Genomic DNA, 25,928 nt, shown 5'->3' with positions numbered 1-25,928 from the left:
CTGCTCCCGGGCTGCGCCTGGTTTTCCGCGAATGGAATGGGGTGGGGGAATGTCCGTGAAGTCGAAGCCGAGCTCATCGAAGCTCTTCACCTTGCGTTTTCGTGCAAAAATCATTCTCGGCTTCGTGGCGGTGCTGGCCATCCTCGCCGTCAGCATGGCATTTGCCTATTTCGGCTTCGAGCGAATCGCGGGTGCCGTCGCGTCCTACCGGACCAGTGTGGCGGAAGCAGACCTGGCGCGGACCATCGATCGCGAATTAATCAGCTATCAGGGGCTGACCCGGGCCTACACGCTGACCGGTGCCCCGGACGACGAAACGGCGGCCAAGGCGGCCGAAGAGAGTCTGAAGGCAGCGATCGCCAAGTCGATGTCGGCCACAACAGGCGCTGCACGTCGCGAGCAGGTCGGCAAGCTCGAGGCCGAGTTCCAGCGCTTCGCAAAGATATTCGGCGAGATCATCACGCTGACGCGTGAGAACAACAAGGTTGCGACCGACGAGTTGAACAGCGTCGGCAACAAGATCCGCTTCAAGTTCGACGACCTCGCCGACACTGCGGCGCTTGCCGGGCTCGCATCGGTCCAGACCACGGCCAAGGACATCACCTCGCAATATCTCGCGGTCTCCACCTCGGTCAGCGCCTTCGTCGCCAAGCCGGAGCCGAAGGCCGCCGACGGCGTGGTCGCCCGCATCAAGTTTCTGGAGACGCTGCTGGTCTCGATCTACGCCAACGACCAGAAGATCACCGACCGAGTCACCGAGATCGGTGGCCTGCTGAAGCAGTACCGCGCGTCGTTTGCAAAGCTTTCCGACAATGTGAAAATCATCGTCAAGTCGAACGGCGAGATGACCAAGACGGCCGCGTCCATCCTCAAGCTCTCGGGCGAGCTGCGGTCGGACCTGTCGGCCGATCAGCAGCGCATCGAGGCGAGCGCCAATCTGACGATCGGGGAAACCGAGCGGCTGATGCTGATGCTGGCGCTGGGTGGTCTTGCCATCGGTGCTGTGCTGGCCCTGATGCTCGGCAATGGCATCTCGCGGCCGATGATTGCGATGTGCAAGGCGATGCGCGAGCTTGCTTCTGGCAATTTCGACGTCGTGCTGCCGGGCCTCGGCCGCAAGGACGAGATCGGCGAGATGGCCGGCGCCGTCGAAGAGTTCAAGGTTCAGGCGGTCGCCAAGGCCGAGCGCGATGCCGCCGCCAGCGAAGCCCAGAACAGGGAGCAGGCAGCAAGCCGCCGCGGCGAGCTGATCCGCTTTGCCGATGATTTCGAGAGCGCCGTCGGCGCCATCGTGTCGAACGTCTCGGCCTCCGCCGTGCAGCTCGAATCTTCGGCTTCCACGCTGACCCGCACGGCCGAGACCACGCAGACGCTGTCGAGCCAGGTCGCCGGTGTCTCCGAGCAGGCCTCGAGCAACATGCAGTCGGTCGCGACCGCGACGGAAGAACTCTCGGCCTCGGTCGAGGAGATCGGCCGCCAGGTCCGCGACTCCAGCCGGATTGCCGAGGCCGCCGTGGTGCAGGCCAAGGAGACCGACGGCCGCATCGGAAAACTCTCGCATGCGGCCCAGCAGATCGGCGAGGTCGTCAAGCTCATCACGGCGATTGCCGAACAGACCAATCTTCTCGCGCTCAACGCCACCATCGAGGCGGCCCGCGCCGGTGAAGCCGGCCGCGGCTTCGCGGTGGTCGCAAGCGAAGTAAAGTCCTTGGCGAGCCAGACGGCGAAAGCCACCGACGAGATTTCCTCGCACATCACGGGCATGCAGGGCGCCACCGCCGAATCGGTCGCCGCGATCAAGGAGATCGGCGCGACCATCGGCAAGATCTCGTCGATCTCGACCTCGATTGCCAGCGCGGTTGAAGAGCAAGGCGCCGCGACCCAGGAGATCGCCCGCAGTGTCCAGACCGTCGCCCAGGGCACCCAGACCGCCGCGACCGATATCGGCCAGGTCAATCGCGGCGCCGCCGAAACCGGCTCGGCCTCGGAAGAGGTGCTGAACTCGGCCAAGACGCTGTCGAGCGAAAGCACCAGGCTGCGCGCCGAGCTCGACCGGTTCATGGCGAATATCCGGGCGGCGTAAGGATCACTCCTTCCCAAACGCCCGCTTCAGCTCCACCTTCGCTTTCTCCAACCGCTCGCGCTGCGTCTTTGGCAACGTCTTGCCGGCGCGGTTGATATAGAACGTCAGCATCGACAGCGCAGAGCGATAGGCACCGGTCTTGCGGCGGGCGCTGTGTTCGGCAGAGCGCTTCAGTGAGGCCGCGATCCGCTTCGGGCTCGTGAGCGTGAACACGCCGCGCTTGAGGTCGAGTGCGTCGCTCTCCCTTGTGACGCGCTGCGACCAGCGTTTTGGCGCGGCACGCTTTGTGCCCTCGCGCGCGGTGTTGCGCCTCGCGCTGGTCTTCCTGTGTGCTGCAGTTTTGCGCGAATGTGTCGTCTTTCTGACATGAGCCATGCGTCAACTCCTTGCGGCTCCAGCAGAAACGGCCGGCATCGGGCGACGTTCCTAAGGGAACCTGCTCTTGCCGCAGACGTTGTCGCAGGTGGCAGGCGGAATGCCGCACCTCCCGTGACCTAGCAACCCGATGGAATTGCAGCAGAGCCCAGCGCCGAATGATGGACCTGCAGTCTCGACGGCGGCCGTGACCGATCGCATTGTCGAGACCAGCATTCCCGCGCGGCTCGATGCGCTGCCCTGGAGCGGCTTTCACACCCGTGTGGTGCTGGCGCTCGGGATCACCTGGATTCTAGACGGGCTCGAGGTGACGTTGGCCGGCGCGCTCTCAGGTGCGCTGAAGCAGAGCCCGACGCTGCACTTCTCCAACCTCGATCTTGGTTTTGCCAACTCGGCTTATCTTGCAGGCGCTGTGCTCGGTGCGATCGGCTTCGGCTGGCTGACCGACCGCATCGGCCGTAAAAAACTGTTCTTCATCACGCTTGCGCTCTACCTCTCCGCGACGGCCGCGACCGCGCTGTCGTGGGATATCGCGAGCTATGCGCTATTCCGCTTCCTGACCGGCGCCGGCATCGGCGGCGAATATACGGCGATCAACTCGACCATCCAGGAACTGGTGCCGGCGCGCTACCGCGGCTGGACTGATTTGGTCATCAACGGCAGCTTCTGGATCGGCGCGGCGATGGGCGCGGTCGCAGCCATCGTGCTGCTCGACCCCGCGCTGGTCGGGCCCGATCTCGGCTGGCGTCTTGCCTATCTCATCGGCGCGACCATCGGTCTCGTCGTGCTGTTGATGCGGATGTGGATCCCGGAAAGCCCGCGCTGGCTGATGATCCATGGCCGCCCGGATCAGGCCCACAAGATCGTCGACGGCATCGAGCGTTCGGTGACCGGGCATGATCAGGATCCAAGCGGTCGACGCTTCGCCAAGGTGCGCCTGAAGATGCGCGATCACACCCCGATCAGGGAAGTCGTGCACACGCTGTTCTCTGTCTATCGCCAGCGCGCGCTGGTCGGCCTCGTGCTGATGGTCGCGCAGGCTTTCTTCTACAACGCGATCTTCTTCACCTTTGCGCTGGTGCTGACCGATTTCTACGGCATCAGCGCCGATCATGTCGGCTGGTACCTGCTGCCGTTCGCGGCCGGAAACTTCCTTGGTCCGCTGATGCTCGGCCGCCTGTTCGATACGCTAGGCCGCCGCACCATGATCATGTTCACCTATGGCGTCTCAGGCCTGCTGCTGGCGGTGTCAGGTTATCTGTTCTCGATCGGTGCGCTGAGCGCGCAGGGGCAGACCATTGCCTGGATGGTGATCTTCTTCTTTGCCTCGCCTGCGGCGAGCGCCGCCTATCTCACTGTGAGCGAGACTTTTCCGCTCGAAGTTCGCGCGCTGGCGATTGCAGTGTTCTATGCGGTGGGCACGGGCATCGGCGGCGTCGTAGGCCCGGCGCTGTTCGGCGCCCTGATCGACACGGGATCACGCAACAGCGTGTTCGCCGGCTATTTGCTGGGGGCTGCCCTGATGATCGCGGCTGCGATTGTGGCATGGCGCTACGCCGTCTCCGCGGAGCGCAAATCGCTCGAACAAATCGCGCGGCCGCTTGCCTTTATGGAGTAGACTTATGACATCGGAACTTGCTGAATTGGATCAGAAGCACGCCATGCCCGACGAAGAAGCGCCCGACGCCGTCCCGGTGCCGCATGCACTCGTCCCGCATCTCAACGAGACCGCGATCCTGCTCGACATCGACGGCACGCTGCTCGATTTGATGCCGACGCCGCGCGAGGTGTGGGTGCCGCCGGGCCTCTCGGAGACGCTGAACCGGCTGACGGAGCGCACCTCGGGCGCGCTGGCCATGGTGAGCGGCCGCTCGCTCAACGACATCGACCTGATCTTTGCGCCCGATGTGTTTCGCGCCGTCGCCGGTCACGGTGCGGAGATGCGGCTGTCGGTGGACAATGAAGCCGACGACGTGCACGCACCCCCGATGGACAAGGAGCTGAAGCGGCGGCTGGCCGCGATCGCAAAGCTCAGTCCCGGCATTCTGCTCGAGGACAAGGGCTATTCGCTGGCGCTGCATTACCGGCTTGCGCCGCATGCCGAGAAGGCGATCTATGAAGCCGTCTCGCTGATCCGGGCCGATCTGCCCAATGCGCCGATCGAGGTGCTGCCCGGCAAGTTCGTTTGCGAGATCAAGCATCCCGGTTTCACCAAGGCAACCGGCGTGCGCGAGCTGATGAAGCACGAGCCCTTCAACGGACGCCGCCCGATCTTCATCGGCGACGACGTCACCGATGAAACCGTGTTCGCGATCATGCCCGACATGAACGGGCTCTCCTTCTCGGTCGGCCGCCGCGCCATCGGCGTCAACGGTCACTTCGATGCGCCGAACGATGTGCGTGCGTTCCTCGCGCACCTGCTCGACGACACAAGGTTGGAATAAGGCACGGTCATCGCAGAGCCACATTGTAACGCGCAGTTCCTTCGCGCGCCTAACTTATGTTGCGTGAATTTCACGCCAAGGCTCTCTTTCCCGAACGAAATCCCCGGGTTCCCTCAGGGAAACTGGTTCCAACGCGCGCGCCTGACTTTGGTTTCATTTCGCAGAAATGATGACAGGAACCATATTGATGAACGGCAGTTAAACGGGGTGGAATGAACAGGAGGGGACGACCTGTGAATTTAGTCGTCATTTCGAATCGAGTTGCGCGCGGGAAACCCAACGAGCCCATGACGGGCGGCCTCGCTGCGGCATTGCTTCCGGTCGTGGAGCATTCGGGTGCCATCTGGGTGGGTTCCTCCGGTCGCGTACGTGACGGCCATCAGAAGGAGCCTTTCGCCGAGATCGAGGCGCTGGGCTCCGGCGCGATTGCGACGCTGGATCTGCCGGCAGCGCATTATGGCGGCTATTATGAAGGCTTTGCCAACTCGGCGCTGTGGCCGGCGCTGCATTCGCGCAGCGATTTGATCCGCGTCTCGCGCGAGGACTATGTCAGCTATCGCGAGGTCAACGCGTTCATGGCGCGTGCCTTGATGCGCTTCCGCAAGGCACAGACTGCGTTCTGGGTGCAGGATTATCATTTCCTCGCGCTCGGCGCGGAGCTGCGCGATCTCGGCGTCGATGACCCCATCGGCTTCTTCCTGCACACTCCCTGGCCGGTGGCTGCGGTGATGCAGGGCGTGCCAAATCATCGCGAGCTGATCACGGCGATGCTGGCTTACGATCTGCTCGGTTTCCAGACCGACGAGGATTGCCAGAATTTTCTCGGTTATGTCGGCGGCGAGCTCGGCCTCACGGTCGATGATGGCGTCGTCATTTCCCAGCACGGTCGCACGCGCTGTGAAGTGTTTCCGATCGGCATCGATGCGGAAAAATTCGCGCAATACGCCGCGAAGTCGGTGTCTCATCCGGATGTGTCGCGGCTGCGCCGCAGCCTCAATGGCGAGCGGCTCGCGATCGGCGTCGACCGGCTCGATTACTCCAAGGGCCTCGTCAATCGCATCAGCGCGTTCGACCGGCTCTGGACCGAGCATCCGCAGTTCGCGCGCAGCATCTCGCTGCTGCAGATCGCCAACCCGTCGCGGGGCGCGATCGAAGCGTATGGCAATCTGCAGAACGACGTCGCGCGCCTTGTCACCGACGTCAACGGCCGCCATGGCGAGGTCGATTGGACGCCGATCCGCTATCTCAACAAGGGTTTTAGCCAGACCGTGCTGGCAGGCCTTTATCGCACTGCGCAGGTTGGCGTGGTGACGCCGCTGCATGACGGCATGAACCTTGTCGCCAAGGAATATGTCGCCGCGCAAAACCCGGCCGATCCCGGCGTGCTGGTGCTGTCAAAGTTCGCCGGTGCCGCCAACGAGCTGGAGACGGCGCTGCTGGTCAACCCGCACGACATCGACGGCATGGCCCGTGCCATCGCGGTCGCTGCCGCGATGCCGCTCACCGAGCGCAAGATGCGCTGGGACGCGATGATGAAGACGTTGCGCGGCCACACCATCCAGCAATGGTCGTCGGATTTCGTCGCCGAGCTGGAGAAGTGCCGTACCGAGAAGGTCGCGGCCGCCCCGCTCGCCGCGCAACCGCCGCAGGCGCTTCGCTGGTTGAAGTCGGCGATATCGGGTGTGCGGTTGATCTAACTCGCGCCCCATTCTTATGGGGAGAGGCGAGCCTCAATAGCAATACGACACGCCATCCAGAATCGCACACTGCCGCTTGTTCGGCGCGTTCGGATCGTCCATTGGCACCACGCCCTTGCCCTGGCCGACGAACACGCCGGGTCCGACATGCACAGAGCTTTTGTTGCCGATGATCACGCTCTGGTGCGGGGTCGAGCTGGAGCGGGTCCCGTCCGGCCAGAGGATGGCATCGCCCGAAAGCACCCCGCGCCGCCCATCGTCGCAGGTCACATCGACGCCCTGCCGGATGCAGGCCTGCGCGTTGGCTGACGCGGTAAAGGCGGCGCCAAGGGCCAAAACAAGGGCCAAAATCAGGCTTGGCGCGGCAATGGTTTTGCAGATGGCCATGGCGTCCCCGGTCGTGTTTGGCGTCGTTGAGTGAATCGTCGCGCCAAACCCGCGACTGGTTCAGCCTTAGGCAAGTTCCGGGCGATCTCGTGGCGCGAGATATTCCGCTGTAAATACAATATGTTGCGGAAAATCCGCCCGTTTTACCTGCGATCCCTTGCAAAATCACCGGCGTCCCTTCAAGAGAAGGCGCTCCGGAGAGATGGCCGAGTGGCTTAAGGCGCACGCTTGGAAAGCGTGTGTGCGGGAAACCGTACCGTGGGTTCGAATCCCACTCTCTCCGCCATTCCACGATTCTGTAAGCCAAGCTACGATCTTCTACGATCCTAACAGCGCGGTTGAGCGCCTATCAGGCCGTGTCGGCGATCTCCTGGATCGCTCCCCCCGCGATAGGCTTCCTGTGGCTGCTAACGGGTGCGGTCGAACCCCTCATTGCCAGCGCGGAAAGATCACGCTGGCGTTGATGCCCCCGAAGCCGAATCCGTTGGAGACCGCATGCTCCATCGTCATGCGCCTGGCATCGCCGGGATCGCTTCCGCTCTTCCGGCCGCGCCGAGCAGATGACCGGTTGCCGATTTGGTGGCGCTCACATGGTTGCTTTCGATCATGCGCTCATTCTGTCGCCAATACAGCGCGAGCCAGCTCCGACGGATTCTCGACCGCGGAGAAATGGCCGGTGTTCTTGGGCGTCACCATCTGCGAGGCTGGAATCGGCGACCGGGTGCGTTGGCGTTCATTGGGCCGAGACCAATCGCTATCGCCATAAACGAGCGTCACGGGTGCCGAGATGTGCCGATAGTAGTCGCGGGCCTTGCTCCAGGAGCGCCAACCCGCCAGCACCTTGCGTGCGACCCGCTTGTATCCCGCGTCGAAGCTCGCGCTCGGATCAATTTGGTGAGTGGCCGTGGCCCGGGAGGTCAATGGAGTACACCGTATGTATGAGAAGCAGCGGAGGCCCGCTGCCGGTCTTTTGGAAACGTACGCTTAGCTTGTCCGATATCTTCAGCAAGCTTGGCTTGGCTTCGGTCGGGCTGAGCATTCGATCTCTCCGTGTTTCGAGGAGCGTGCTTTCAGGCGGCAGCGGCGTCGCGAACCTGTTCGGCCGCAGCATCCAAAAGCGCCTGAGCCAGATCAGGGTCGTTGACGACGCGCGAGAGCGTCACCGCGCCAACCATCGTCGCGAGAATGGCCATCGCTTTGCCGCGGGAGGTCTCGTCGCCGGTCCCGGCGACGAAACGGCTGAGCACGTCGAGATGCGCCTTGATCCCGGCCTCGAATGCCGCCTTGACGTCGGGGCCCTGTCGGGCGGCATCTGAGCCGAGTGCCACGATCGGGCAGCCGTCCATCTTCTCTTCGCGATGGTCGCCACTGAGGTAAAACGCGATCACCGCGCCAAGCGGATCATCAGGATTCTGAGTGGCTGCGTCCGACCATCGGCCGGTCGCGCTCTCCAAGGCCCGCCTGGACGCCTCGACCGCCAGATCCTCTTTTGACGCGAACTGCTTGTAGAAGGCGCCTTGGGTCAGCCCGGCCCCCTCCATCAGATCCTTGAGCCCGATGCCATCGAATCCGCGCTCCCTGAAGAGGCGACTTGCCACATTGATCACGGTTTGGCGGTTCTCCGCGGCCTGAACGCGACTTACTCGCATCGGCATCCTCCGAAGTTAGATTGTGCTCGAACTCTAATAGGCTAAATAGTGGCCGAACGCAATCTAACAAGAATCATCTCCCCTTCTTCCTTTAGATTGCATTCGAACTCTAAGCGAGATATAGAGTGCAAACGAAATCTAAATTTGGGAGACTGAGATGAAGATGCGGGGTTTTGCGGTCTTGGCCGGTATTTTGATCCCGGCGGGGGTGGCCACGTTCGTTAGTCTTGGCATTTTCGCCCCAGAAGCCTCCGCCGTGGGCGACCCGAGGCAGGAACCGCCGATGGTCAGCTTGGTCACGGCCGCACGGGTGAGCGGATCCGAGCGCGGGTTTACGGGCACTATCGGCGCGAGAGTGGAAAGCAATCTCGGCTTTCGCGTCGCAGGCAAGATCGTTGAGCGGCTGGTGAATGTCGGTGAGCAGGTCAAAGCCGGGCAGTCGCTGATGCGGATCGACGAAACCGACCTGCGCCTCGCGGTCGCAGCGAAGCGCAACGCCGTCGCCGCCGCGCGTGCAAGTGTCGTTCAGACCGAAGCCGATGAGCGGCGATACGCCAACCTGGTGAACGACGGATGGACTTCCAAACAGCGCTATGAGCAGGCGAAGGCCGCGTCGGATACTGCCAGTGCGCAACTCGCCGCGGCCGAAGCCGACGCTCGCGTCGCCGAGAACCAGGCGACCTATTCCGTCCTGCTGGCCGATGCGGACGGAACGGTTACCCAAACGCTTGGCGAGCCGGGACAAGTGGTCTCCGCCGGCCAAGCGGTCGTTCGGCTGGCACAGTCCGGTCCTCGCGAAGCTGTGGTGGCGCTTCCCGAAACGATCCGACCCGCGATCGGCTCGCTCGCCGAGGCGAGCCTGTATGGGAGCGATGGACGCCGCTATACCGCGCATCTCCGGCAGTTGTCGGATTCCGCCGATCCCCAGACCCGCACCTATGAGGCCCGCTACGTGCTTGATGGTGAGGCCGGGGCGGCACCGCTTGGCGCGACGGTCACCATTCGGCTCGCAAGCCAGGAGAGTCAGCCGGAAGTCCAGGTGCCGCTGGGAGCCCTGCTCGATGACGGCAGAAAGACCGGCGTCTGGGTCTTCGACAACGCTACCTCGACCGTTCACTTTCGGTCCATCAAGCTTGTGCGTGTGACCAGCGAAGCCGCCGTGATCTCCGGGCTGAGCTCTGGTGATCCCATTGTTTCGCTGGGCGCTCATCTCCTGCAGGACGGCGCTCACGTCAGGACCGCCTCTGAAAGCCGGAGCAACTGAAGCGTCTCAATCTTTCCGCGCTGGCCGTTGGAGAAGCCACATGCTGTACAGCTACATCGTCGAGCAAGAAATCCGAAAGACCTTCGACCACGTCAACAACCATCGCTGGGATGAAGCGGTGAAAGCAGTCGCGCCGCATGTCCATCACCGCGTTTCCGGCGCCCACGCCCTTGGCGGCGAGCGCCACGACAAACAGGCTGTGCGCCGCTGGTTTGAGCGGCTCGGACGCGTCCTGCCCACTCTCCATCTCACGGTCAACAATGTCTGGGTGAAGGGCTGGCCCTGGAACACCACTGTCTTTGTCGAGTGGGACGGCACCGCAACGCTGCTCGACGGCGACGCCTCGTACGTCAACCGCGGTCTCCACGTATTCACTCTGCGGTGGGGCAGAGTCCATGCACTCGAGGAATTTCAAGATTCACAGCAAGCCGCTCGTGGGCTTGGCGTCCAAGCGGCAGCTGGCCTCACAGAGGCTGTCGCCGAACCAATTGTGAGTTAGCAGATGAACCTCAATCTTTCCGCGATCGCTGTTCGCGAACGGGCCGTCACCCTGTTCTTCATCCTCCTGCTGGCGGCCGCGGGCGCCTACGCCTTCTTCATGCTCGGGCGGGCGGAGGACCCCTCCTTCACCATCAAGACCCTGACGGTCACCACCGTGTGGCCGGGCGCGACAGCACGCGAGATGCAGGACCAGGTCGCCGAACCCTTGGAGAAGCGGATTCAGGAACTGACCTGGTACGACCGGGTGGAGACGACGACGCGGCCCGGCTATGCGTACATGACGGTTACGCTGAAGGACAGCACGCCGCCATCGAGCGTGCAGGAGGAATTCTACCAGGCCCGCAAGAAGCTTGGGGACGAAGCGCGCAAGCTGCCCCCTGGCGTGCTCGGCCCCTTCGTCAACGACGAATATTCGGACGTGAGCTTCGCCCTCTATGCCCTCAAGGCCAACGGCATGCCGATGCGCGAACTCGCCAGGCAAGCCGAGACCATTCGCCAGGATCTCCTGCATGTACCCGGCGTCAAGAAGATCAACATCCTCGGGGAACGCCCCGAGCAGATATTCATCGAGTTTTCCTATGCCAAACTGACAACCCTCGGCGTATCGGCACCGGACATTGTTGCCGCCTTGCAGCGGCAGAACACGGTCACACCGGCAGGCTCGATCGACACCAAGGGGCCGCAGGTCTTCATCCGGGTCGATGGTGCTTACGACAGCGTTCAGGCGATCGCCGACACGCCGATCGTCGCTGCCGGGCGAACGCTGAAGCTTTCCGACATTGCCGAGGTCCGCCGCGGCTACGAGGATCCACCCACCTACATCATCCGACACCAGGGTGAGCCCACAATCATGCTCGCGGCCGTTATGCAGGAGGGCTGGAATGGTCTCGCGCTCGGCACGGCACTAGAGGAGCGGTCCGCAGCTATCGCTCGGACACTGCCACTCGGGATGAGCCTGGCCAAGGTCAGCGATCAGGCCGTCAACATCACCTCGGCGGTTGACGAGTTCATGATGAAGTTCGCGATGGCACTCGGCGTGGTGCTGCTGGTCAGCCTGCTCAGCCTCGGCTGGCGCGTCGGCATCGTTGTCGCGGCTGCCGTCCCCCTGACGCTCGCCGTCGTGTTCCTCATCATGCTGGAGACCGGCCGGTTCTTCGACCGCATCACGCTCGGCGCCCTGATCCTGGCGCTTGGTCTTCTCGTCGACGATGCCATCATCGCAATCGAGGTGATGGTGGTGAAAATGGAAGAGGGCATGGACCGCATCTCGGCGGCGGCCTATGCGTGGAGCCACACTGCGGCGCCGATGCTGTCGGGCACACTCGTGACGATCGCCGGCTTCCTGCCGGTGGGCTTCGCCCGCTCGACGGCCGGCGAATACGCCGGCAACATCTTCTGGGTCGTGGGGTTCGCTCTCGTCGTCTCCTGGATCGTCGCGGTGGTCTTCACGCCCTATCTGGGCGTCAAGATGTTGCCCGCGATCAAACCGATCGAAGGTGGTCACCACGCGATCTACGGTACGCCGAACTATCGGCGCCTGCGCGCGCTCATTACCTTCGCCGTGCGCCACAAGTTCGTTACCTGCGGCATCGTCGCCATCGCTTTCGCGCTTTCCGTCGTCGGCATGGGTGGAGTCAAGCAGCAGTTCTTCCCGACGTCCGACCGCCCCGAAGTGCTGGTGGAGGTTCGCCTGCCGGAAGGCACCAGCATCGAGACGACAACCGCCACGGTCGAGAAAGTCGAACACTGGCTGCAGGACCAGCCGGCGGCCAAGATCGTCACGAGCTATGTCGGTCAGGGCGCTCCCCGCTTCTTCTTCGCGATGGCGCCGGAGCTGCCTGATCCGGCCTTCGCCAAGATCGTCGTGCTGACGCCGGACGCGGAGGCGCGCGAGGCTTTGAAGCATCGGCTCCGACAGGCGGTGTCACAGGGCCTTGCACCTGAGGCCAATGTACGCGTCACCCAGCTCGTGTTCGGACCCTATACGCCTTTCCCTGTGGAGTTTCGGGTCATGGGTCCCGACCCCGCCCAATTATACGCGGTTTCTCAAAGGGCCCTCGAGGTCATGCGCGGCGTTCCCGACGTGCGGCAGGCGAATCGCGACTGGGGTGATCGTACGCCCGTGCTCCGTTTCATCCCGGATCAGGATCGATTGAACCTCATCGGCCTTTCGCCAGCCGAAGTGGGCCGGCAGCTCCAGTTCCTCCTCACCGGCATCACGGTTACGCAGGTCCGCGAGGACATCCGCAATGTCCCCATCGTGGCGCGCAGCGCCGGCGGTGAGCGACTGGATCCGGCGCGCCTGGCGGATTTTTCGTTGACGAGCCGGGACGGCCGATCAATTCCGCTCGATCAGGTCGGCCATTCGGAAGTCCGATTTGAAGAGCCGATTCTGAAGCGCCGCGATCGCATCCCTGTCGTCACGATACGCTCGGACATCAATGAGGCGACCCAACCTCCGGAGGTCTCTAAGGAGATCAAGATCGCCCTTCAGCCGCTGATCGCATCCCTGCCGGCCGGCTATCGTATCGAGTTGGGCGGATCGATCGAGGAGGCAACCAAGGCCAACGACGCGCTGGCGACGATCTTTCCCGCCATGATCGCTGCCATGCTGATCGTCATCATGCTGCAGGTGCGATCCTTCTCGACGATGGCCATGGTCGTGCTGACGGGACCGCTTGGCCTCGTTGGTGTCGTGCCGATGCTGCTGACCTTTCACCAGCCCTTCGGATTCAATGCGATTCTGGGCCTGATTGGACTGGCGGGCATCCTGATGCGCAACACCCTGATCTTGACCGAACAGATCAAGGAGAACCTTGCCGCCGGACTTGATGACTATCACGCCGTTATCGAGGCAACGGTGCAGCGCACGAGGCCTGTGATCCTGACCGCACTTGCTGCCGTGCTAGCGTTCATCCCCCTCACGCATTCCGTTTTCTGGGGGTCGATGGCCTATACGCTGATCGGCGGCACCGCAGTCGGAACGGTGTTGATCCTGCTGTTTCTCCCCGCGCTTTACGCTGCCTGGTTTCGGATCAAGCCCACCGCAGATGATATGCACGAGGTCTCGCGCGAGGAGCCGGAATTGCGACCAGCAATGGCTGCCGAATAAGGCTCCGTTACTCCAATGGATCGTCCGGTCCGAACGGGAAAAGAGTCCGACGAGGCCCGCGCGCGGATACTGGGAGCGGCGGAGGAGCGCTTTCGCCGCGTCGGTCATCACAGGACGTCGGTGGCCGACATCGCCGCTGAACTCGGCATGAGCCCGGCCAATATCTACCGTTTCTTTCCTTCCAGGAATGCAATCAACGAGTCCGTCTGCGGGCGTCTCATGAACGAGGTTGCCGACATCGCTTTCGCGATCGCACGCACCAACGCGCCGGCCGGGGAGAAACTCGACCAGCTTCTGACCGCCGTTCACCACCACAACAAGATGATGCTGGTCGGGGCACGGCCCATGCACGAGTTGATCGTCGCTGCCACGCAGGGAAACTGGCCAATCATCAAGGCGCATATCGAGCGGATGCTGACGATTTCTGAGGCGATCATACGCGAAGGCACCGAAGCGGGCGAGTTCGACGTCGAGGATGCCGTGCAAGCGGCGCGGGCGGTTAGATCCGCGTTCACGCCATTCTTTCATCCAATTCTGATCGAGCACTGCGTTCAGCACGACGGAACCGAAGCACGTCTGCGCGACCAGATACGCTTTATCCTGAAAGCTCTCGGCAAGACCGGTTAGCCAGTTTCCTATTTCCAGCCTACACCGAGGCCTGAGGTGCAGCGGGCAGCTGGTTAGTGGTAGCGAGGACCGTAGGTGCCCACGCGCCGAGATAACAAACAGCCCGTACATCGACGCGGATCGACTGCCACTCTCTTTATACGATCACAAAGTTCGATGCGTGCAACTGGCTGATCGCGGTGTCGATGAAATCGAGAGACCCTGCGTTAGGAGCACTGCCCAGGGCAAGCTGGGTCCCGCCATGTCCGTCGCTCTTTAGCGCGCTCATGATGTCGGCGACGGAGTGGTAATTGCCTGCGCCGTTTCCAAGGTCGATGACGCCGAGCGGGTCATTACCAAATCCGGAGATCGTATCGATTTGGCTGCTGGAGTTGACAGAGACGGTCAGACCCGTGCCGTGATCGTTGATGTTGACATGGGCCGGGCCATTGATGATCGCCTGATTGCCGAACCCGACAAAGTTGAACTGGTCTGATCCGCCATTGACGGTAATGACGTCCAGGCCAATCTGGTTTGTCACACTTGCCGTGGACCCGTTGAGCGCCACGTGATTGGCGACTCCGCCAAGTTCGATTGTATCGTGGCCCGCGCCAGCAACGACGTTATCCGCTCCGTTGCCGGCTATGATCGTGTTCGTTCCGGAACCGACGGTGATCTGGTTGACCATCCCGCCGAGATTCACGGTGTTGTCGCCATCACCGAGCGTGACGCTGTTGGCGCCGCCTCCGCCCGTGACGAGATCGTTGCCATTTCCAAGCATGACCGTGTTGCCAAATCCGGAGAGCGTCACTTGGTCGTTGCCGTTGCCAGCCGTCGTTAGGCTGGTGCCGTCACCGGGATGGACAAGATTATCGCCGTTGCCCAGCGCGATGATGTTCCCGTAGCCGCTGGCGTCGATGGTGTCGTTGCCATGACCGAGCGTAATCATGGTGGCGCCTGTCGATCCCGTCACCGTGATATTGCCGTCGCCACCGGTTACGCGGTTGCCGAACCCCTCCAGGTGGACGGTGCTGTCGCCGCTCGGCACGTCAACCGTGCCGTATAGTCCGGCGTAGATCGTGTCGTTCCCGCCATTGCCGTGGATAATATTGAACATACCATAGGCGTGGATGATGTCGTTGCCCGTCGTGCCCTGAATGGTCGCATAACCGGATGCGGGACCGTTGACCGTCGTGGGACCGGCTTGATGTGTGTCGATGACGGAGGTGTGGGCGTCGCTGACGGTCAAGCCCACGCTGCTCGTGTCGCTCAGCGTGAATATGGTCGTTGCGCTGCCGTCTCCGTGCGGCGAGGACACAAAGGTGAGCGCGTGCAGTTCGGCGGTCAGCTTGTCAGCGCTGGTCGCTGCAAGCTCGTAGATTCCATTTCCAAGCGAGGTCAATCCTGTCCCGGACAGAATGCCGGCCGCGCCCGCGAGGGTGATGAGGAGGCTATCCGTTGCTCCCGCGTTTGGATCTGTGATCGTTACGGTCGCGAATGGATTGATCGCAGCTTCGTTGCTGGTCGCTTGTCCCGATACGACTCCAGCGATGGAGGGCAGCGCTGCGGCCGTCAGCAGAATGCCGCCGGAGCCGTCTTTCGTGATGCCGAAACGCGTAACCGACGTATCCGCCAGTGAGAAGGTCTCGCTGGCCGCACCGTTGCTGACCGTGAGCTTCGAGTCGGATACAGTCGCCGTCGCGCCGCTGGAATAGGACAGACCGGAAAGATCGATCTGGTCGCCCAGCGAGACGCCCTTGATCTGGCTTGCAAAGGTCGATGGGCCCGAAACCAGCTTCTGCTCAATCTTGAATGTGCCTTGGCCGGAGAAGGTGATCGCGTCGTCCGACATCGCGCCCGCCTTGAGATCGAGCGTGCCGCCGGCGATCGTGGTCGCGCCGACAACGCCACCCGATTCGACGAGTTCCGCGGCGCCACGATAAATTGTCGACGCGTTCGCAGTGCCTTGATCCAGCACATCAAGCATGCCGCCGTTCAAAGTCGTGGAAGTGACGATGCCGCCGTCCGAGACGGAGATGCTTCCTGAATTGAGCATCGTTCCGCTCGCTGTGCTGGCGTCGACCGCCGGTGCGCTTGGGTCGCTCGTGGGGTCTGCAATCGACCCCGAAACCGTCATTACACCGCCATTGATAGTGGCGTTCTTGGCGATCCCCGCCCCGGACAGGTGCAATTGGCCGCCGCTGCCGACGACAGCTGAATCGACTTCACTTCTGATGACGAAGGCGTATTGGCCCCCGGGAGAATGATAGACGGTTTCTCCCGAAGCATTGACGATGCCGCCTGATTTGACAATTGTGCCGCTGGCAATGCCCCCATTGGTGAGATTCTGGACGCCGCCGGCATTGACGGTCGTTGACGTGACGATGCCAGTATCGACATCTTGCGCGCCGCCATTGTTGACGGTCGTATGATCGGCCCGCCCTGGACCCGGCTCATCGTGTATATAGAGGCCGGTTACACGCTGAATGCCGCCCATGTTGATCGTGGTGTAACTCGCGGTGGAGATAAGTCCAACATCCTGTTCGCCGCCATTGATAACGGTGTTGCTGGCGGTGCCTCCTTCGCCGTAGTTACCTAAGATTTCCTTGCCGCCCGCTGATATCGTCGTGTTCGTGGCTGTGCCGAACACCTCAAAGAGTATGCCGTTCGATACGGTGAAGCCGTTTTCCGTGTAGCCATAGTCGATAATAAACGTTGCGCCACTCTGGAAGGTGGTATTGGACAGCGTCGCGCCGGCTTCAGCGATAAGCGTTCCGCCTGCGGAGATACTACTGTTATTGAGGACACCGCCGTCCAAAACGGCTAGCGTCACGCTCTTCGCGACCGTAAATCCGTTCTCGATCGTGCCGTCGCCGATCTCGAGAGTGCTGCCGGCGTTGAAGACTGTCCCCGAAAAATTGGCGTTACCAAGCACTATTAAAGCGCCGTACTGATTGACGGTCGTGTTGGTCGCGGTTGCGCCAGCGGACAGTTGCATCGTTCCGTAATTGATTATCGTGCCGGTCGCTGTGCCACCTGCATCCACATTCAGCCTGCCGAAGTTTTGGAGGGTGGTCCCGGATACCAACGCTCCGTTCGATACCGTCAGGATTCCAAAACTTTCGACGGTGGTGCCGGTCGCCATGCTGGCGTCGACGGCGGGCTGGCCCGGGACGTTGGCGAACGGATCCGGTATCGATCCCGAGACGGTCATGGCGCCGCCGTTGACGATGGTGTTCACTGCAGTCCCGCCGCCAGTGACGTCGAATTCACCCTGATAGTTGATGGTTGCCGCGGTCGCCACGCTTTGGATAACCGGCGGCGGATACACCGGCGCCGTTTCCACGGTTTCACCTGAAACTTTGAGAACGCCGCCGGAATTGACGATCGTGCCGCTGGCGCTGCCGCCGTTCGTCACGTTCTGGACGCCGCCGGAATTGACGCTCGTCGCGGTTGCGCTGCCCGTGTCGATGTCCTGCTCGCCGCCGTCATTGATCGTGGTGTGATCAACCTCGCCGGGAGTTGGACCTTCATGGACAAATTCGCCAGTGACGCGCTGGATTCCGCCCTGGTTGATGGTCGTGTAGCTGGCGACGCCGTCGAAGATAACGTCCTGTTCTCCGCCATCGATGACAGTGTGGGTTGCCGTGCTCGTTGAGAAAGATCCGCCGACCGTCTGCAAGCCGCCAGTTTGGATCGTCGTGTTATCGACGGAAGCGCCGCCACTGACATCCATCGTGTCGCCATTGTGGATGGTAATGCCACTGGCGGGAGGAATAACCGTCATATGAATGCTCCGCGTTCGGTGCTTGGAAAATCAAACGAGCAAAGCAAAATCATGCGAGGGCTATTCAACCTAAAACTGCGATGGCTGAAAATGTCTGTCAAGCAGTTGCTGTCTCTGAACGAAATGTTGAACGGATGCTCGCACGATTTCTGCTGCCGAAATCGTGACCTGCATATGCGTGCATATTGCTGGATCAGTTTATCGACAGCATGACGAAAATTGCGGCGGCCACCCGTTCTCGAGTGTCTGCGCGAAACTTTTGCGGCACATGGTGGGGTATGGAAAGTTCCATCGTCGTTTCGTGGCCCGGCGAAGGTCCGAGCCCGGTTCCCCCTCTCTCCGCCAACCGGACTTATCACACCAACTTCCACCGCCCGTCCCCTGCGCGCTTCAGCGCGGGATCGCTCACCCGCACATGCTCCGCGAGGAAATCGATGAATGCGCGCACCCGCGCCGGCAGCGGCGCCGTATGGCCGACATAGACGGCGTGGATGTCTTCGCGGTCGCCGGGATTATAGTTTTGCAGCACCGGCACGAGGCGGCCGGCTTCGATGTCGGGGCCAATGTGGAAGAGGGCAAGGCGGGCAAGCCCGACGCCGCCGAGCGCAAGGCGGCGGGCTATCTCGCCATCGCTGGCGCGGGCGGCCGGCGGCGGCACGGCTTCCTCGGTCTGCTCGCCGCGCTTGAACGGCCAGCCGCGGATCGAGCGCGGAAAAGTCCAGCCGATGCCACGGTGCTCGGCGAGATCCGCCGGCGACTTCGGTATGCCCGCGCGGGCAAGGTAATCCGGCGCGCCGACCACGACCATGCGGCTGGAGCCAAGTTTTCGCGCGACGAGACGTGACGTGCGCAGGGGACCTGCGCGGATGGCGACATCGGCGCGCTCCTGCATCAGGTCGATCAGGGTGTCGGTCAGCACGAGGTCGAGCGTGACGTCGGGATGTTTGGCGAGAAAGCGCGGAATCAGCGGCATCACGTGCAGCATGCCGAAGGGGATGTTGCTGTTGACCGTGAGGCGGCCGCGGGGCGTGGCGCCGGATGCGGCTTCACGTTCGGCTTCCTCGATCTCGCCGAGGATGCGCACGGCGCGTTGGTAGAAGGCCTGGCCTTCCTCCGTCAGCGTGAGCTTGCGCGTGGTTCGGTTGATCAGCCGCGAGCCGAGCCGCGCCTCAAGCCGAGAGATCAGCTTGCTGACACCTGATGGAGTCAGGCGGAGTTTTCGCGCGGCCTGGGTGAAGCCGCCGAGGTCGATAACGCGGACGAAAACCTCCATCTCGGCGGAGCGGTTGGTGTCGAAACGGGCCATGTTGAATTCACGTCACAAATGATTGGATTGTGGACATTCTAATGGTTTTGCTGCGGCGCGGCTATCTGCGTGGCTCGTCTTCACCCATCGGAGTCACGCATGCCTCCCGCCGTTCTCGCGCTCACCGCCGGTGCCTTCGGCATCGGCACCACCGAATTCATCATCATGGGCCTGCTGCTCCAGGTCGCAGCCGACATGCATGTGTCAGTGCCGGTCGCGGGCCTGCTCATCTCCGGCTATGCGCTCGGCGTGTTCGTCGGCGCTCCTGTGCTGACGCTAGCGACCCGGCGGCTGCCGCGAAAGACCGTGCTGCTGGCGCTGATGGCGATCTTTACGCTCGGCAATGCAGCCTGTGCGCTCGCGCCGAACTACGAATTGTTGATGGCCGCGCGGGTGCTGACCTCGCTGGCCCACGGTACCTTCTTCGGCGTCGGCTCGGTGGTGGCGACCAGCCTCGTCGCCGAGGACAAGCGCGCCTCCGCGATCTCGACCATGTTCATCGGCCTCACGGTCGCGACACTGCTCGGCGTGCCCTTCGGCGCCTGGTTCGGCCTGATGCTCGGCTGGCGCGCGGCATTCTGGGCGGTGACCGTGATCGGCGTGATCGCCTTTGCGGTGGTGGCGGCGCTGGTGCCAGGTCACGTCGGTAACGGCGACAAGCCGATCTCGCTGGCCGAGGAGATTGCCGTGCTCGGGCGAGGACAGGTGCTGCTCGGCCTCGCCATGACCGTGTTCGGCTTTGCCGGCCTGTTCGTCGTCTTCACCTATATCCAGCCGATCCTGACGCGCTTCACCGGCTTTTCGGAAGCCTCGGTTTCGCCGATCCTGCTGGTGTTCGGTGTCGGGCTTGCGATCGGCAACGTCGCCGGCGGCAAGCTCGCCGATCGTGGTCTCGCGCTTGCGCTGACCGGCACGCTGGCCGCGCTCGCCATCGTGTTGCTTGGCCTCTCCGCTGTGCTGTCGGTCAAGATCCCCACCATTGCGCTGATCCTGTTGCTTGGCATCGCGTCGTTTGCGACCGTCGCGCCGTTGCAGTTGCGCGTGCTGGAGGCGGCCGGCTCGAGCGGCCGCACGCTCGCCTCGAGCCTCAACATCGCCGCGTTCAATCTCGGCAACGCGCTCGGCGCCTGGGCCGGCGGCATCACCATCGATCGCGGGTTCGGCCTTTCCGCGCTGCCGCTGGTTGCGGCCGGGATCACCGCAATTGGACTCGTGCTGGCGCTGTGGAGCCTTCAGCTCGACCGCAGGCAGGCCGCAGTTGCGGCGTGCCCGGCGGAATAAGGAGGCGCACATGGAATACCGTCATCTCGGCTCTTCGGGACTTAAGGTGCCCGTTCTCAGCTTCGGGACCGGCACCTTTGGTGGCCAGGGCCCACTGTTCTCGGCCTGGGGCCGCAGCGCCGCCGAGGAGGCGCGCAGGCTGGTCGACATCTGCCTCGAGGCTGGCGCCAATCTGTTCGACAGCGCCGACGTCTATTCGAACGGCGCCTCCGAGGAGATTCTCGGTGTCGCGATCAAGGGCCGGCGCGACAAGGTGCTGATCTCGACCAAAACGAGCCTGCCGATGGGCGACGGTCCGCTCGACGCCGGCTCGTCGCGGCATCGGCTGCTCTCATCCGTCGAGGCAGCGCTGCGGCGGCTTGGTACGGATTACATCGATTTGCTCCAGCTCCACGCCTTCGACGCGTTCACGCCGATCGAGGAGGTGTTGTCCACGCTCGATACGCTCGATACGCTCGTGCGCGCCGGCAAGCTGCGCTATGTCGGCGTCTCCAACTTCGCCGGCTGGCAGTTGATGAAGTCGCTCGCCATCGCCGATCGCCGCGGCTGGCCGCGCCATGTCGCGCACCAGGTCTATTATTCGCTGCTCGGCCGCGACTATGAGTGGGAGCTGATGCAGCTTGCACGCGATCAGGGCGTCGGCGCGCTGGTCTGGAGCCCGCTCGGCTGGGGCCGGCTCACCGGCAAGATCCGGCGCGATCAGCCGCTGCCGCAAAACAGTCGCTTGCATGCGACTGCGCAGTTCGGTCCGCCCGTGGACGAGCAGCGGCTCTATGCCATCGTCGATGTGCTCGACACGATTGCCATGGAAGCCGACCGTACTGTGCCCCAGGTCGCGATCGCCTGGCTGCTGTCGCGGCCGACGGTATCATCCGTGATCATCGGCGCCCGCGACGAGGCGCAGCTGCGCGACAATCTCGGCGCCGTCGGCTGGTCGCTGACCCCGGATCAGATCCGGCGCCTCGGCGAGGTCAGCGCGGTGATGCCGCCCTATCCGTATTATCCCTATCGCATCCAGGAAGGATTTGCGCGACTGAACCCGCCGCCGGTATGAGCGGCGGCGGCCCGTGGACAACGGCTAATAGAAAGCAGCGATCGCGGCGCTGATCCCCGCTGGAAGATTGGTCTCGCCCGTCAACGTGGTGATGAAGACGGGATCATCGACCACAGCGAGACCGTCCAGCTTGATCGGATGCAGCGGCGCCGCCGCGGCTGTGACGGCACGCAAATCGGGACCGGTCCGAATGCCGTTATATTCGAGCCGCGGTCGCAATTGGACATTGTTGCTGAACTGCTCGTCGAGCGCGAGGCGCCAACCATGACGCGACACCTTTCCGCTGGCGATCGCCGCACTCATGGCGAGGCTATGGTGCTGCAGCGTGCCGAGATTGCCGAGCGCGGCGCCCAACCGGCTGGTCGCCTCCGCCAGCGTGATTTTCTCGATGCCGGGATCCTGATCGGGCGAGGTGAAGTCGATCAGCCGCGCCGTCCCTCCGATCACGAGGTCCTCGCCGCTCCCTCCGGCCTGTTGCATGGCCCTCTTCGATCCGTAATGCGGTTGCCCACCGATCGTCACCAAAGCGATATCCTGCTCGCGCGACTTGATCAGATGATCATAAGGATCGCCATCCCGGCCGTTGACGACGAGGAGATCGGCAAACTTGCCATTCGCGATCGTTCCCAGCTTTCCATCCCATTTCAGGATCTCAGCCGGATTGCGCGTCGCCATCAAGACGATGTCGTAGGCGCTGAATCCGAGCCCGAAATGCGCTGATACGACCTTCGCAGCCTTCAGCTCGCCCAGCAGATTCTTGCTGCCCGACGGCGACCAGTCCGAGCCGAGCGCGATGGTGAGGCCGGCCGCACGTGCGGCGACGACATCCGTCGTCTTCCCGTACAGCAGCAGATTGCTCAGGGGAGACCACACGACCTTGGCCTTGTGCTCGGCCATCGTGGAGAAGTCGGTCGCGTCGAGCGCCGTGCAATGGATGCCGGCCAGCGACGGCTCGATCGCCCACGTTCCCGCGGCATTCTTCAGCGCAAGGAAATGACTATGCGCCTTGGCATCGATGCCCTCGCTGAGATGAAGCAGAAAGCATGCCGACGACTTGAGCTCGTTGTCGAACTTCGCCCAATCCTGGGCGTCCACATCGGGGATCTTCGAGTGTGCCCGCGGCAGATCGGGAGGGCTGCCGATCTCGACGGCGCGCAGCGCTCCCTTGTAGTATTTGTGGATCGTCCCGCTCCAGTTCGACAGCGTGATCCCCTGGCTCGTCGTCGTGCCGGCGACCAGACATTTGGCTTCGACGTAGCGAACCAACGCCGGCAGCAGCGAGCCGTCGTCGGCAAGCGCAATCGCGCTCATCGGGCCGGTCACCGAGGTCTTGTACGATGCCGCGTTCTGCCACTGGTCGCGGTTCTGGTACAGCTGCGGCACGGGCCAGAGCGGCAGGATGTTGTAGCTCAGGTGATTATGCAGCTCGATCAGGCCAGGGTAGATGGTGCCGCCGGTGTCGATCGCATCGACGGTCTCGAAGCCTGCCGGCGCGGACTGTCCCTTCGGCGTCACGGCAGCGATACGATGATCCTCAATGAAGATCGTTCCGCTGTCGATGATGTCGCCTTCGGCGGCCATGGTCACGATCCGCCCGGACAGGGCCCATCGTTTCGGCGCGATTGGGGCCGGGCTCATGGGATCACTCCATCGGGGACGGTGATCGCGATCGTGCGCCGCTTGGCCGCCGCGTCAGCCCCCTGGCGTGTCGCCCATGGTGCGTCTCCGCGCATCCAGACCGGCAGGCCCGCCGGAATATCCTTTGCGATGATGTCGACCAGCTCGGAAAGCTTGAAGGCGTCGCCATACGGCACGAGTGCGGCTGCTGCGTCGGGATGCTTGATCTGCGGTCCGAGAGCTGTCAGCGCGGCATTCCACTTGGTCAGCATGACCTTGGTATTCGCCGCCTGCGTCGCGGCATCGGGTGCGGAGCTCTCCGGCCAAGTCGGATGAGGAATGTGCTGATATGCAAGGGCCTTGTAGGCGGCGCCATCGGCGGTCATGAGCCAGGCGTGCCAGGCGTCGTCCGCAAGACTGCCAAGCGAGACAACGGCTTCGATGCTGCCGAGCCCCAGGACGGCCTTGAACCATTTGTTGCGATAGAGGACGATGCCCGGCTCGTTCTTGTGCTTGTTGCCGCCGCTCTGTCCGTAGACGCTGTACAGGAAGGTGTTCACCATCACATAGCTCTGCGTGATGCCGAGCTTCGTCAGAAAGCCCTGGGTCCGCCGGCCCGCAGTGCCAATCAGGATCCGGCGCACGATCGTTTCGTGCTGGGCGGGATCCTGACCGATTACGAGCACGCGCGCTGATCCGTCGAGCCGGCCGCGGTGAAAGATCGGACCCCATTCGACCCGGAAATCGTGTGGATCATAGGCCTCAGGGCCGGGGTAGTCGGCGCATAGATCGTGAAATGGCTGCTGGCCGTATCCGCTGTCGAAGTCAACGAGCATGGCAATGCTCCAATCTGTCGATGCAAAAGAACTGCTCAAAATAACTCGGTCGCAACCCGGCAATCTTAACGCTAGTTCGCCGCGCCGTTCAACCACTTTGTAGGCCATGAGCGCGGACCTAAGGGGCCTTCGCCGGGGCACGCGATGGTGCGTCGCGCCAGCGCGCCATGCAGAATCGCACCTGTACAGCCGCGCATGCCGTCCGTAACGTTCGCCGCGCAATTTCAGGAGATGCGGCGTGGCGAAGAAGACGGCGATGAAGAAAAACGCTTCCAAGAAGGCAGCGAAAACCTCTGGCCAGAAGAGTCCGGTCCGCAAAGGGGCCGTCGCCAAGACGATAAAGAAGACGACAAAGAGGACCGTGGCGCCGGCGCGCAAATCGGCCACTGCGCGCCCCCCCAAGGGGCCAGCCTGGCAATGGTCGGCGGTAGAGACCGCGGCCGCGATCCGCTCCGGCGCAATCTCTGCGGTGGAAACCGTCGAGGCGCATCTGGAGCGAATGCATGCGGTCAACCCCCGGTTGAATGCGGTCGTCGTCGATCTCGGCGACGACGCGCTGAGGGCCGGGCATGCGGCCGACAAGCGGCGCGCCAAGGGCGGCGAGCTCGGCCTGCTGCACGGCGTGCCCATCACCATCAAGGAAAACGTCGACTACGAAGGCCGACCCAATTTCAACGGCGTCCCCGCCAACAAGGATCTCGTTGCGCCATCGGATTCGCCTGTGGTGCGTAACCTGAAGAAGGCCGGGGCAATCGTCATCGGCCTCACCAATACGCCGGAATTCTCGTTCCGCGGCTTCACCGACAATCCGCTGCACGGATTGACCCTCAATCCCTGGGACCCGAACATCACCTGCGGCGGCTCCTCGGGCGGCGCGGGGTCGGCGGTTGCCGCCGGCATCGGCACCATCGCGCATGGCAACGACATCGGCGGCTCGCTGCGGTGGCCGGCGCATTGCAATGGCGTTGCCACCATCAAGCCGACGCAGGGCCGCATTCCCGCCTTCAACGCAAGCGCGACGGCGGAGCGGCCGATGCTGGCACATCTGATGTCGGCACAGGGGCCGCTCGCCCGCCACGTCGGCGACGTCCGTCTCGCGCTGGAGGTGATGAGCCAGCGCGATCCGCGCGATCCCTGGTGGGTGCCGGCGCCGCTGACCGGACCGAAGCCGAAGGGCCCGATCAAGGTCGCGCTGGCCAAGATCCCGGAAGACATGGCGGTCGATCCGGCGGTCAGCGCGGCGCTGCGCCAGGCCGCCGATCACCTGGAGCGCTCCGGCTATCGCGTCAGCGAGGTCGAGGTGCCCGACATCAACGGCGTCTGGCAGACCTGGTGCGACATCATCACCAACGAGACGGTGGTGATGCAGGAGGCCGGCATGCTGAAGGTTACGTCGGACGACTTCCACAAGGCATGGGGCGGCATGAAGACCAAAGCCAACGCGCTCGATCTCAAGGCCTGGATGCAGGCGACAGCCGCCCGCAACGGCCATATCCGTGCCTGGCAATTGTTCTTCGAGGAGTATCCGGTGGTGCTGGCGCCGACCACGGTGAAGCCGACGCCGGGTCCGCGCGACGACACCGTCAGTGCCGAACGCGTGCAAGAAATCTTCTGGGGCGAGATCCGCTTCATCTCCGCGATCAACGTGCTGGGGCTGCCCGGCGCCGTGGTGCCGGTGGCCGTGCAAGATGGCAGGCCGATCGGCGTGCAGCTCATCGCGGGCCGCTACCGCGAGGATCTCGCGCTGGACGCTGCCGCCGCGATCGAGAAGCGCGCCGGCGTGCTGACCCACCGGCTCTGGGAGACGATGGCCTGAACTTGCTCGCGGGGCTTCGCGCGGTACGTGCGAAGCCCCGCGAGAGGGGATCATTCAAATTTTAGCCAATTCACCAACAAATATTAGGGTTACTTCCTCTATCTCTAGGCGAA

At 63.0% G+C, this 25,928-nt stretch carries 19 protein-coding genes, 1 tRNA gene and 1 pseudogene; 12 read left to right on the top strand and 9 right to left on the bottom strand.

Annotated features, from left to right (window positions below):
• Positions 1-49: 49 nt before the first annotated feature.
• Positions 50-2,083, top strand: a complete 2,034-nt coding sequence (locus ABID58_RS28970; RefSeq protein WP_354036241.1) for a methyl-accepting chemotaxis protein — start codon at positions 50-52, stop codon at positions 2,081-2,083.
• 3 nt (positions 2,084-2,086) lie between these two features.
• Here the strand turns inward: ABID58_RS28970 and ABID58_RS28965 are convergent, their stop codons facing one another.
• A complete protein-coding gene (locus ABID58_RS28965; protein ID WP_354036239.1) occupies positions 2,087-2,458 on the bottom strand; it encodes a DUF3175 domain-containing protein in 372 nt (123 codons plus the stop codon).
• 130 nt (positions 2,459-2,588) lie between these two features.
• Here ABID58_RS28965 and ABID58_RS28960 point away from each other — a divergent pair, with 130 nt between their 5' ends.
• The 3 genes from ABID58_RS28960 (at position 2,589) to ABID58_RS28950 (ending at position 6,599) form a co-directional block, all read left to right on the top strand.
• The gene (locus tag ABID58_RS28960) at positions 2,589-4,076 is read left to right on the top strand and encodes an MFS transporter (protein ID WP_148755849.1); all 1,488 of its coding nucleotides are present in this window, start codon (positions 2,589-2,591) and stop codon (positions 4,074-4,076) included.
• Positions 4,077-4,080: 4 nt separating this feature from the next.
• Positions 4,081-4,902 (top strand): trehalose-phosphatase, encoded by an 822-nt coding sequence (otsB, locus tag ABID58_RS28955; RefSeq protein WP_148755848.1) that lies wholly within the window; start codon positions 4,081-4,083, stop codon positions 4,900-4,902.
• Positions 4,903-5,135: 233 nt separating this feature from the next.
• Positions 5,136-6,599, top strand: coding sequence for a trehalose-6-phosphate synthase (locus tag ABID58_RS28950; RefSeq protein ID WP_354036238.1), 1,464 nt, complete (start codon positions 5,136-5,138; stop codon positions 6,597-6,599).
• 33 nt (positions 6,600-6,632) lie between these two features.
• Here ABID58_RS28950 and ABID58_RS28945 read toward each other — a convergent pair whose 3' ends face one another.
• A complete protein-coding gene (locus ABID58_RS28945; protein ID WP_354036237.1) occupies positions 6,633-6,986 on the bottom strand; it encodes a hypothetical protein in 354 nt (117 codons plus the stop codon).
• A 196-nt stretch (positions 6,987-7,182) separates the two neighbouring features.
• Here ABID58_RS28945 and ABID58_RS28940 point away from each other — a divergent pair.
• Positions 7,183-7,272: transfer RNA gene (locus tag ABID58_RS28940), tRNA-Ser, on the top strand.
• Between the two features lie 143 nt (positions 7,273-7,415).
• On the opposite strand, the pseudogene ABID58_RS28935 reads toward ABID58_RS28940, so the two are convergent.
• From ABID58_RS28935 to ABID58_RS28925, 3 genes and pseudogenes are all read right to left on the bottom strand, one after another.
• Positions 7,416-7,576, bottom strand: a pseudogene (locus ABID58_RS28935) (beta-ketoacyl-ACP synthase II); the annotation flags it as partial.
• Between the two features lie 22 nt (positions 7,577-7,598).
• Complete coding sequence (locus tag ABID58_RS28930; protein ID WP_246230415.1) at positions 7,599-7,907, bottom strand: alpha/beta fold hydrolase; 309 nt, start codon at positions 7,905-7,907, stop codon at positions 7,599-7,601.
• 149 nt (positions 7,908-8,056) lie between these two features.
• Complete coding sequence (locus tag ABID58_RS28925) at positions 8,057-8,635, bottom strand: TetR/AcrR family transcriptional regulator (RefSeq protein ID WP_354036236.1); 579 nt, start codon at positions 8,633-8,635, stop codon at positions 8,057-8,059.
• A 157-nt stretch (positions 8,636-8,792) separates the two neighbouring features.
• On the opposite strand from ABID58_RS28925, the gene ABID58_RS28920 reads away from it, so the two are divergent.
• Genes ABID58_RS28920 through ABID58_RS28905 form a run of 4 tightly spaced genes read left to right on the top strand, consistent with a single transcriptional unit; the run spans position 8,793 to position 14,139 of the window.
• Positions 8,793-9,899 (top strand): efflux RND transporter periplasmic adaptor subunit, encoded by a 1,107-nt coding sequence (locus ABID58_RS28920; RefSeq protein WP_354036234.1) that lies wholly within the window; start codon positions 8,793-8,795, stop codon positions 9,897-9,899.
• 40 nt (positions 9,900-9,939) lie between these two features.
• Positions 9,940-10,398 carry a nuclear transport factor 2 family protein gene (locus ABID58_RS28915; protein WP_148741716.1) on the top strand — a complete coding sequence of 153 codons (459 nt, stop codon included), beginning with the start codon at positions 9,940-9,942 and terminating at the stop codon, positions 10,396-10,398.
• Between the two features lie 3 nt (positions 10,399-10,401).
• Entirely contained in the window at positions 10,402-13,512 is a 3,111-nt protein-coding gene (locus tag ABID58_RS28910; RefSeq protein WP_148755839.1) for an efflux RND transporter permease subunit, read from the top strand.
• A gap of 15 nt (positions 13,513-13,527) precedes the next feature.
• Positions 13,528-14,139 (top strand): TetR/AcrR family transcriptional regulator, encoded by a 612-nt coding sequence (locus tag ABID58_RS28905; protein ID WP_148755838.1) that lies wholly within the window; start codon positions 13,528-13,530, stop codon positions 14,137-14,139.
• A 136-nt stretch (positions 14,140-14,275) separates the two neighbouring features.
• On the opposite strand, the gene ABID58_RS28900 is transcribed toward ABID58_RS28905, so the two are convergent.
• Both ABID58_RS28900 and ABID58_RS28895 read right to left on the bottom strand, forming a co-directional pair.
• A complete protein-coding gene (locus tag ABID58_RS28900) occupies positions 14,276-17,905 on the bottom strand; it encodes a hypothetical protein (RefSeq protein WP_354036233.1) in 3,630 nt (1,209 codons plus the stop codon).
• Between the two features lie 355 nt (positions 17,906-18,260).
• On the bottom strand, positions 18,261-19,211 hold the full coding sequence (locus ABID58_RS28895) for a LysR family transcriptional regulator (RefSeq protein ID WP_354036231.1): 951 nt from the start codon (positions 19,209-19,211) through the stop codon (positions 18,261-18,263).
• A 99-nt stretch (positions 19,212-19,310) separates the two neighbouring features.
• On the opposite strand from ABID58_RS28895, the gene ABID58_RS28890 reads away from it, so the two are divergent.
• Both ABID58_RS28890 and ABID58_RS28885 read left to right on the top strand, forming a co-directional pair.
• A complete protein-coding gene (locus ABID58_RS28890) occupies positions 19,311-20,492 on the top strand; it encodes an MFS transporter (protein ID WP_354036230.1) in 1,182 nt (393 codons plus the stop codon).
• 10 nt (positions 20,493-20,502) lie between these two features.
• Positions 20,503-21,546, top strand: a complete 1,044-nt coding sequence (locus ABID58_RS28885; RefSeq protein WP_354036228.1) for an aldo/keto reductase — start codon at positions 20,503-20,505, stop codon at positions 21,544-21,546.
• Between the two features lie 24 nt (positions 21,547-21,570).
• Here ABID58_RS28885 and ABID58_RS28880 read toward each other — a convergent pair whose 3' ends face one another.
• Both ABID58_RS28880 and ABID58_RS28875 read right to left on the bottom strand, forming a co-directional pair.
• Positions 21,571-23,184, bottom strand: a complete 1,614-nt coding sequence (locus ABID58_RS28880; protein WP_354036227.1) for an amidohydrolase family protein — start codon at positions 23,182-23,184, stop codon at positions 21,571-21,573.
• Complete coding sequence (locus ABID58_RS28875) at positions 23,181-24,386, bottom strand: uracil-DNA glycosylase family protein (RefSeq protein ID WP_354036226.1); 1,206 nt, start codon at positions 24,384-24,386, stop codon at positions 23,181-23,183. Before ABID58_RS28875 ends, ABID58_RS28880 begins: the two co-directional genes overlap by 4 nt.
• Here ABID58_RS28875 and ABID58_RS28870 point away from each other — a divergent pair.
• The gene (locus ABID58_RS28870) at positions 24,361-25,815 is read left to right on the top strand and encodes an amidase family protein (protein ID WP_354036225.1); all 1,455 of its coding nucleotides are present in this window, start codon (positions 24,361-24,363) and stop codon (positions 25,813-25,815) included. The two genes, ABID58_RS28875 and ABID58_RS28870, sit on opposite strands and share 26 nt — an antisense overlap.
• The last annotated feature ends 113 nt before the right edge of the window (positions 25,816-25,928 follow it).

Origin of the sequence: Bradyrhizobium sp. S3.2.6, from assembly GCF_040546885.1 — a bacterium.
GTDB lineage: Bacteria > Pseudomonadota > Alphaproteobacteria > Rhizobiales > Xanthobacteraceae > Bradyrhizobium > Bradyrhizobium cytisi.
The sequence above is the reverse complement of the archived record's forward strand: the minus strand, read 5'-3'. Positions and strand labels throughout refer to the sequence as shown.

Excerpts from the sequence above, each read along its gene's own strand:
- ABID58_RS28970 (WP_354036241.1), top strand. The coding sequence starts at position 50 with ATGTCCGTGAAGTCGAAGCCGAGCTCATCGAAGCTCTTCACCTTGCGT.
- ABID58_RS28965 (WP_354036239.1), bottom strand. The coding sequence starts at position 2,458 with ATGGCTCATGTCAGAAAGACGACACATTCGCGCAAAACTGCAGCACAC.
- ABID58_RS28960 (WP_148755849.1), top strand. The coding sequence starts at position 2,589 with ATGGAATTGCAGCAGAGCCCAGCGCCGAATGATGGACCTGCAGTCTCG.
- otsB (WP_148755848.1), top strand. The coding sequence starts at position 4,081 with ATGACATCGGAACTTGCTGAATTGGATCAGAAGCACGCCATGCCCGAC.
- ABID58_RS28945 (WP_354036237.1), bottom strand. The coding sequence starts at position 6,986 with ATGGCCATCTGCAAAACCATTGCCGCGCCAAGCCTGATTTTGGCCCTT.
- ABID58_RS28925 (WP_354036236.1), bottom strand. The coding sequence starts at position 8,635 with ATGCGAGTAAGTCGCGTTCAGGCCGCGGAGAACCGCCAAACCGTGATC.
- ABID58_RS28920 (WP_354036234.1), top strand. The coding sequence starts at position 8,793 with ATGAAGATGCGGGGTTTTGCGGTCTTGGCCGGTATTTTGATCCCGGCG.
- ABID58_RS28915 (WP_148741716.1), top strand. The coding sequence starts at position 9,940 with ATGCTGTACAGCTACATCGTCGAGCAAGAAATCCGAAAGACCTTCGAC.
- ABID58_RS28910 (WP_148755839.1), top strand. The coding sequence starts at position 10,402 with ATGAACCTCAATCTTTCCGCGATCGCTGTTCGCGAACGGGCCGTCACC.
- ABID58_RS28905 (WP_148755838.1), top strand. The coding sequence starts at position 13,528 with ATGGATCGTCCGGTCCGAACGGGAAAAGAGTCCGACGAGGCCCGCGCG.
- ABID58_RS28900 (WP_354036233.1), bottom strand. The coding sequence starts at position 17,905 with ATGACGGTTATTCCTCCCGCCAGTGGCATTACCATCCACAATGGCGAC.
- ABID58_RS28895 (WP_354036231.1), bottom strand. The coding sequence starts at position 19,211 with ATGGCCCGTTTCGACACCAACCGCTCCGCCGAGATGGAGGTTTTCGTC.
- ABID58_RS28890 (WP_354036230.1), top strand. The coding sequence starts at position 19,311 with ATGCCTCCCGCCGTTCTCGCGCTCACCGCCGGTGCCTTCGGCATCGGC.
- ABID58_RS28885 (WP_354036228.1), top strand. The coding sequence starts at position 20,503 with ATGGAATACCGTCATCTCGGCTCTTCGGGACTTAAGGTGCCCGTTCTC.
- ABID58_RS28880 (WP_354036227.1), bottom strand. The coding sequence starts at position 23,184 with ATGAGCCCGGCCCCAATCGCGCCGAAACGATGGGCCCTGTCCGGGCGG.